Annotated in this window: 9 protein-coding genes and 1 pseudogene; 5 read left to right on the top strand and 5 right to left on the bottom strand. The window is 34.0% G+C overall.

Annotated elements, in window-relative coordinates; genetic code table 11:
• Positions 1 to 300: 300 nt before the first annotated feature.
• Positions 301 to 1,812: an anthranilate synthase component I gene (gene trpE / locus PN497_RS17930; protein WP_096570462.1), complete on the top strand. Its 1,512-nt coding sequence runs from the start codon at positions 301 to 303 to the stop codon at positions 1,810 to 1,812.
• A gap of 39 nt (positions 1,813 to 1,851) precedes the next feature.
• The gene (locus tag PN497_RS17925; protein ID WP_096570460.1) at positions 1,852 to 2,724 is read left to right on the top strand and encodes an Rpn family recombination-promoting nuclease/putative transposase; all 873 of its coding nucleotides are present in this window, start codon (positions 1,852 to 1,854) and stop codon (positions 2,722 to 2,724) included.
• 91 nt (positions 2,725 to 2,815) lie between these two features.
• On the opposite strand, the gene PN497_RS17920 is transcribed toward PN497_RS17925, so the two are convergent.
• The 4 genes from PN497_RS17920 to PN497_RS17905 all read right to left on the bottom strand — a co-directional run bounded on the left by PN497_RS17920 (position 2,816) and on the right by PN497_RS17905 (position 5,428).
• Complete coding sequence (locus tag PN497_RS17920) at positions 2,816 to 3,178, bottom strand: 2TM domain-containing protein (RefSeq protein WP_096570458.1); 363 nt, start codon at positions 3,176 to 3,178, stop codon at positions 2,816 to 2,818.
• A 251-nt stretch (positions 3,179 to 3,429) separates the two neighbouring features.
• Positions 3,430 to 4,185 (bottom strand): dual OB domain-containing protein, encoded by a 756-nt coding sequence (locus tag PN497_RS17915; RefSeq protein WP_096570456.1) that lies wholly within the window; start codon positions 4,183 to 4,185, stop codon positions 3,430 to 3,432.
• A gap of 123 nt (positions 4,186 to 4,308) precedes the next feature.
• Positions 4,309 to 4,779 carry a DUF488 domain-containing protein gene (locus PN497_RS17910; protein ID WP_096572771.1) on the bottom strand — a complete coding sequence of 157 codons (471 nt, stop codon included), beginning with the start codon at positions 4,777 to 4,779 and terminating at the stop codon, positions 4,309 to 4,311.
• On the bottom strand, positions 4,772 to 5,428 hold the full coding sequence (locus PN497_RS17905; RefSeq protein WP_096570455.1) for a DUF488 domain-containing protein: 657 nt from the start codon (positions 5,426 to 5,428) through the stop codon (positions 4,772 to 4,774). Before PN497_RS17905 ends, PN497_RS17910 begins: the two co-directional genes overlap by 8 nt.
• A gap of 242 nt (positions 5,429 to 5,670) precedes the next feature.
• Here PN497_RS17905 and PN497_RS17900 point away from each other — a divergent pair, with 242 nt between their 5' ends.
• Both PN497_RS17900 and PN497_RS17895 read left to right on the top strand, forming a co-directional pair.
• Complete coding sequence (locus tag PN497_RS17900; RefSeq protein WP_096570453.1) at positions 5,671 to 6,300, top strand: retropepsin-like domain-containing protein; 630 nt, start codon at positions 5,671 to 5,673, stop codon at positions 6,298 to 6,300.
• 333 nt (positions 6,301 to 6,633) lie between these two features.
• On the top strand, positions 6,634 to 6,885 hold the full coding sequence (locus tag PN497_RS17895; protein ID WP_096570451.1) for a hypothetical protein: 252 nt from the start codon (positions 6,634 to 6,636) through the stop codon (positions 6,883 to 6,885).
• A 206-nt stretch (positions 6,886 to 7,091) separates the two neighbouring features.
• Here the strand turns inward: PN497_RS17895 and PN497_RS17890 are convergent, their stop codons facing one another.
• Entirely contained in the window at positions 7,092 to 7,355 is a 264-nt protein-coding gene (locus PN497_RS17890) for a type II toxin-antitoxin system RelE/ParE family toxin (RefSeq protein ID WP_272110741.1), read from the bottom strand.
• Here PN497_RS17890 and PN497_RS17885 point away from each other — a divergent pair.
• Positions 7,336 to 7,618, top strand: a pseudogene (locus tag PN497_RS17885) (ISAs1 family transposase); the annotation flags it as partial. The gene PN497_RS17890 and the pseudogene PN497_RS17885 overlap by 20 nt on opposite strands.

Genomic DNA, 7,618 nt, shown 5'->3' with positions numbered 1-7,618 from the left:
AGGAAGATTTTAGACAAGAAATGTACTTCGGCTTCGCTCAGTACAAGGTCTGTTGAGCGTCAGTTTTTGTTACCAATCGTACATCATTTGTACGGCTTTCCTCCCTTGTCCACTGTCCTTCCTTGTCCCCCAAGTCTTGCCATCACTCACGACAATGTAAAATACCTACCCTTGTGAGGGACTGGGGACTGGGGACTGGGAATTGTAGATAATGATAAATGCTGATAATTTATCATTCATCTTCTATAATCATCCTCACACCCAATCACCAATTCCCAATCCCTAATCACCAGATTATTTATGATTTTCCCCGACTTCCAACAATTTACAAAACTCGCTCAACAAGGTAATTTTGTTCCTGTCTATCAAGAATGGGTAGCTGACTTGGATACCCCTGTTTCTGCTTGGTACAAGGTTTGTGCAAGTCAACCTTACAGCTTTTTGCTGGAGTCGGTGGAAGGTGGTGAAAAAGTAGGAAGATATAGTTTATTGGGTTGTAACCCGCTTTGGATTTTAGAAGCAAGGGGAGATCAAACTACCCAAACCTATAGAGATGGTTCACAGAAAGTTTTTACAGGTGATCCGTTCAATGTGTTAGCGGAATGTTTAGCACCTTATCACCCCGTAAAATTACCACAGCTACCTTCAGGAATTGGCGGTTTATTCGGGTTTTGGGGCTATGAGTTAATCAATTGGATTGAAACCCGTGTACCAATTCATGCCCAAGATGAGCGTAATCTTCCTGATGGGTTATGGATGCAAGTAGATCATTTATTGATATTTGATCAGGTAAAACGCAAAATTTGGGCGATCGCCTACGCAGATTTAAGGAATAATGAAAACTTAGAAATTGCTTATCAAAAAGCGTGCGATCGCATTCAAGAAATGGTAAGCAAATTATCCTTACCCATATCACCAGAAAATACTAAATTACCTTGGACATCTCCCCAAAATAAACCCAAAGCAGGAATAGAAGAATACACCAGCAATTTCACTAAAAAAGAATTTTGCGCGAGTGTAGAAAAAGCGAAAAAATATATTAAAGCCGGCGATATTTTTCAAGTTGTCATTTCTCAAAGATTATCCACAGAATATAAAGGTGATCCTTTTGCTTTATATCGTTCTTTAAGGCAAATTAACCCTTCACCTTACATGGCGTTTTTTAACTTCCAAGACTGGCAAATTATCGGTTCTAGTCCTGAAGTGATGGTGAAAGCAGAACGAGATGAAGAAGGAGGAATTATTGCCACAGTTAGACCGATAGCAGGAACAAGACCAAGAGGAAAAACCACCAAAGAAGATGAAGCTTTAGCAGCAGATTTATTACAAGATCCTAAAGAAGTTGCTGAACATATCATGTTAGTAGATTTAGGAAGAAATGATTTAGGAAGAGTGTGTGAAAATGGCACAGTTAAAGTAGATGAATTAATGGTAATTGAACTTTACTCTCATGTCATGCACATTGTGAGTAATGTAGTAGGTAAATTAGCAGAAAATAAGACAGCATGGGATTTATTAAAAGCTTGTTTTCCTGCGGGAACAGTTAGCGGTGCGCCAAAAATTCGTGCAATGGAAATTATCAACGAACTAGAACCAACCCGCAGAGGAGTATATTCTGGGGTGTATGGATATTATGACTTTGAAGGACAATTAAATAGTGCGATCGCTATCCGCACAATGGTATTAAATAATCAAACTGTTACTGTCCAAGCAGGTGCAGGTTTAGTAGCAGACTCCGAACCAGAAAAAGAATATGAGGAGACATTAAATAAAGCGAGAGGTTTATTAGAAGCAATTAGATGTTTGCGATGAGTTTTACTGGTTAAAAAGAGGAAATAATTGACATAAATAATGCACACAGACACAATCTTCTACCAAATATTCCTCACTTTCCACACCCTATTATTTGAAATACTGGGTGAACCAACAGAAAACGCCAAAGACTATCAATTCACCTCTGTAGAAGTGAAAGAAAAAGCATTTAGATTTGATGGGATTTTTATGACAGATAATGTAGAAAAACCCATCTATTTTGTGGAAGTGCAATTTCAACCAAAACCAGACTTTTACTGGGAATTAATAGCAGAAATAAACATTTATCTCAATCAATTTAAACCTGTACAAGATTGGCAAGCAATAGCGTTATTTGCAAAACGCAGTTTAGACGTAGGAGAACTGACAGCTTATCAACAAGAATTTATTAACAGTGGGAGAATAAAAAGAATTTATTTAGATGAATTACCACCAGGTTCAATAGGAATGGGGTTAATTGAATTAATTGTCAGTAAAGAAGCACAAGCACCAGAATTAGTGAAAAACCTCATGGACAGAACCAAAACAGAAATTGAGGATGACAACGAAAAACAAAGTATTATAGAATTGTTAGAGACTGTTTTATTGTCAAAGTTTTCACAATTAAGCCGTCAGGAGATAGAAGCAATGTTTTTAGTGAGTGACATTAAGCAAACAAGAGTATATCAAGAAGCAAAGCAAGAAGGTAAACAAGAAGGTAGACAGGAGGGTAGACAGGAAGGTAGAAAAGATGAAGCAATCAACTTACTATTAAGGATGTTATCTAAGCGGTTTGGAAAGTTGAGTGATAGTTATATTCAAAATCTCAATATTTTGAATATAGAACAATTGGAAAAACTAGGAGAATCATTATTAGATTTTACAGATATTAATGATTTGGAGAGGTGGTTAAAGTCTGAGATCAGTCAATAATAAATAAACAGATCCCCGATTTCTGTCATCAATTTATGATTTATAGACATGATAGTGAAAGAAGTCGGGGATCTAAAACTTACTCTAAACCCTACTTTTTATAAGCATTCATCCAATGCAGTAACAAACCTAAACCCCAACCCAAAAGCGGGAAAATAGCCCAAAAATAACCAGAACCAGTGAACAAGTTTAACAAAATCAAAAACCCGTTAACAATCAAAAAAACCATGAAATGTGATTTAAACTCTTGCTGTTTTTGATGATTAGACATTGCTTCTTTTTTCACTTCTACTTGTTTTTTTAACCATTCATTTTCCGCAGCAATGAGAGATTCCGAAGAAACCCCTAATTCTGAAGCAATTTCTATTATTTGTTCTCGCGTAAATTCTCCCTGTTGCTTGCGTTTAAAAGCAACTTCTAAAATTTGCTGCATTTCCTCTGAATTGTAAGTCATTATCAATACCCAATCTAGTAAAAAATACTTTTGACATTTACATCTGAAGCGGTAGAAATACAACCTTAAAAAATATTTGACCTTGTTGTTAAAAACAATTTCGCTAAATATTCTATCTTTTACATATTAGTTATTACAGTATTTTAAAAGACAATATTATCAAAGTTTAAGAAAACGAACCGCAGAGACGCAGAGAACGCAGAGAAATTTTGGACGTTGAAGTTATTTTTAAAACTGTTACCTGTCACCTATCATCTATACCATCCCAAACGGAAAGAAACATCAGTAACATTAATTACGGATGCAACCAATTTATAACAATATTCTAATTGACTGGGATAATAAGGTTGAAAAGGTTCACTTAAACTAATGGTTAATCTAAATTTATCCGGTTCAAAGTTTTCTAAGTTTAGTTTTTCGATCACATCTTCACAGAAATATATTCCCTCTTCTAAAACGTTTAGTTTCTCTATCCACACCGGATCAGTAATAGGTAAATCATAAGAATTTCCACATAAACAAAACAAACATCTAAAATTTTTTTTATTTTGTGAATTATATCTCACCTCCCATTCTAACACCTCTGGATTAATCATCGCTAAGGAAGATTTAAGAGGTGTATTTTGTAAATCTTCATAACCTATCTGTTTATCAAAATTACCTAATAATTTTGGTTCTGAAGAACTACGTTTAATTTCTGGTTTGATTAAATTTTTAACTTGTTCTAAACTTGCTTTCCCTAAAATCTGCCATTTATAACTATAATGAATTAGGTAATTTTCAGGATGATGACATTGCGGTTCATGTCTAATAAAAGGAATCCTAATAACATCAAATAATTCTGGTTCTTGACCATCTCTAGTCATGAAATGTTCTGGATATAAAGTACCATTTCTTCTATTAGAAATTGGCCGCAACCATCCAGAACCATCGGTTTTTATCCCCGCAATACAAATTCCACCATGTTTAGTAGATTTTGCTAAACAGATAATATCAAATGTCAACATCTTATATTCTCACTTGCACCTTACTTGTTACAGTAATAGTAAAATGAGAAGATTTGAAAATTGAACAGTAAAACTACTTAACGCTTAAACAAAACCTAAATATATCCGTGTCTGAGAATATACTCAAAGATGATGAATCTTGATACTTTTATCTAACTTACTATCTAACTTACCTTGCAAATATTCAGCTACTAACCGCCGATGACAGTTATGGGGTTTAAGTTCACTACACAACAAACAACTTTTATCTATCATATCTATAGATAATTTCTTTTCAATTTGTCGTTGTGAAATCAAAAGATTGAATTTTTCCTCATAGACATCCCAAGTTATTTGCTTTTTTTTATAAGCATCTAAAATATCTTGAGTTGGTGCTAAATCAAGAATATGGATATATTCAATATCTGCAATTTTACGCAGAAAATATTGTAAATCTTGCTTTTTTGCAAATCCCGCAAGTTGGGAAACATTGTTTAATCTGGTATCAATCACTCGTTTAACACCAGATTTTATCAAAGTCTCAAAAAATTGTTCTGCTTTCTTTTGAGTAAACCCAATCGTAAATAAATTAACTTCTTGATTTTGCTTATTCATGATCATCCTTATTTTCTGTATACGCGACTTTTTCACCTTGTAATTGATATGCTTTTTCTACTAACTCTGCACGGTTAAACTGTTTTTCAATAGTTTGGTTAGACCGCATATCAAACAGAGAAAGTTGTTTAGCAGAACTTTGATTTTCTGGTAATAAATCATATAAAGTATGGAGTTTTAAAACTCGATTTTCTAAATCTTCATTAGATTCTAAATCTCCATTTTTAAGAATATGATAAATATTCAAACCTGCATTTTTTAAATGAGGAGAAATCAAAATTGCCCGATGACAAACAATGGGATCTTGTTCTGCACACATTAAACTAATTTGGAATTTTTGCGAACCTTGAATCAAACGATTTAAACCTAATTTAAACGCTTCCGTCGCAGCAATTAAATCATATCTGGCCATTCCATCTACATAACAACTTCTATCACTAGGACGCGCACCTAAATTATCACCCAAAGGAACATAAGCAATATTGACAGTTTTCAATGCTGCTTTTAAATTTGATTGATTAAACTGAGGAAACCTGCGACTATAGGGACTAGAACGCACATCAGCTAAAGCGGTAACATCGTGTTTTTGTAATAGTTCAATAAAAGATTCTATGGTGTGGTTGGAATGTCCAATAGTAAAGGTTTTCATAGAGGTTTTATTAAAATCCTGAAAAATGATTATATCATTTATATTACCCAAATATCCCAAAATATTTGTAAAAACATCTGCGTTAAATTACCATCAGAGAAATTACTTAACTAATAATACCAATCAGAATTTTCACCAGGTTTGAGCATACGACGGGAACTCATAATCTAACTTTGGGAAGAGATGATACTGATTGAACAATCATAATTGTATAATAAAAGAAGTACAGTATATTCATAAATATGAACACAACACCCTCCCCCAGTGAAAGAGATGAAATTCTTAAACGGTTAAACAAAAACCGTCATCAATTATTGGATTTATATAAAAATCAATATGTTGCTTATAATTCTAATGGGATAATCGCACATAGCGAAAATTTACAAGAAGTTTTAGAATTAGCTAAAGCTACAAAACAGAATTTTTTAATTTATTTAGTTCCTCATCACACCGCATCTGTACAAATTTTACCAATTCGTTTCCGAACTGTTGCGCGTCATGATTGGCAACCCAATTATAGTGTTAAATTAAAACATGGAAATATAGAATTTTCTGCAATACTGTTAGTAGATTCTGGTGCTGAATTGAGCTTAATTTCTTTGAAAGTAGGTCAAGATTTAGGTTATGCTTTAGCTGATTCAGAATCAACTTTGTTAGCAGAAACTATTGGTGGTAGGGTTGAGTATGTTTTACGTAATGTAGAAATGACAATTGATGGATATAATTTGATTGCTCCTGTAGCATGGTTACAAAGTAATACGGGTGGAGAACAATTATTATTAGGTCGAGAAGTTGTATTTGATAAGTTTAATATTGAATTTAGACAAGCTGAGGAGAAAATTATTTTCTCATGGCGTGAAAACTTGCATTGATAACATCCAATTTCTTGGGTTTCCTTACGTTAACCTAACCTACTACTACGGGTCATAATTTGTCTGAATCAGGATATCCCGGATTTAAGGATTTACAGGATTCAGACAATTACATCTTGAAATTACTTCAATAATATCTTAATTTCTTTCTTTATATCCTGAATCTTCTGCTCAATTTGAGTTAATATCTCATGTTTTGATTGGTCAAAATTTCTCAATATATTTGGTACTAAAAAAGTTGTTGCCTCTACAGTAAGTAAAGCGACTTCTAAAGCAGTAACAAAATTAGCAACCAAAACAGCAGCTAAAGCCGCAGCAGAGGGAAGTGGCGAAATGGCAGTTGGTCTTCTAGGATTAGAATTGTTAAATCCAATTGCAGGTTTGGGTATTATTGTTTGGGATGTATGGGATCATTATCATACTGTTCAATTAGAAAGGCCAATTCTGCGAGCAAACCTGGAAAGTTATTTGAATGAGGTCAAGGAGTCATTGCTAAACGATCCAGAGAATGGAATTTTATCTTCGGTCAATAAATTCCACGACGGTATTCTTAATAGTTTAAACAGTAACTTAGGTGTGAGTTAATTTATATTGCCGTCTCTAGAGATACCCGACTTCTGAGATTATTAACCTAATCAATGATAATATTAATCAAAGAAGTCTTGTATCTAAATTTATGAATACTTAATAAAATTCTGAAAATCCTCAAATCCTGGAAATCCTGATTCTGACAATCCGCGTTTATCCGCGTACATCTGCGTTATAATTAATGCACCAACTCAATAGCCCACTTAGTCATCCTCATCTAATATTGTTTCAATATCTCTTGCACCATGAATAACTCGCAAAATATCAATTTCTGATTCAACAATACGATAAAAAACCAGATATTTCCTAAATCTTTTAATTGATTGTTGTCGAATATCTGTTAAATTGGGATGAGAAAATTGACATATTTTTCCCATAGCTGGAGTTTTAGCTAATTGTTTAAATGTTGTTTCTGCTGCTATTAAAAAGCGAACAGAAACATCTAAATTATCTTCTGACCACCGCATTGAAAAAGGACATCACCGTACGGAAATCCGTCAAGTTTGGTCTGTTCCAGTTTCGGCTCTTGGTGAACTTTACCAACCCAAAATCTGGGCTGGACTCCAAAGTGTAGTGATGGTTGTTCGGAAGCGTCGTCTTTGGAATCAAACTACTCGTGAGGTTCAATTTTATCTCTCTTCTTTACCCAGTGATGCTCAACTTTTAGGTCGAGCCATCCGTAAACATTGGGGAATTGAGAACCAAGCTCACTGGATTCTTGATTGTACTT

It is taken from the genome of Sphaerospermopsis kisseleviana CS-549, assembly GCF_028329225.1.
Classification (GTDB): Bacteria; Cyanobacteriota; Cyanobacteriia; order Cyanobacteriales; family Nostocaceae; genus Sphaerospermopsis; species Sphaerospermopsis kisseleviana.
Note: the sequence above shows the minus strand (reverse complement) of the source record. Positions and strands in the feature narration are given on the sequence as shown.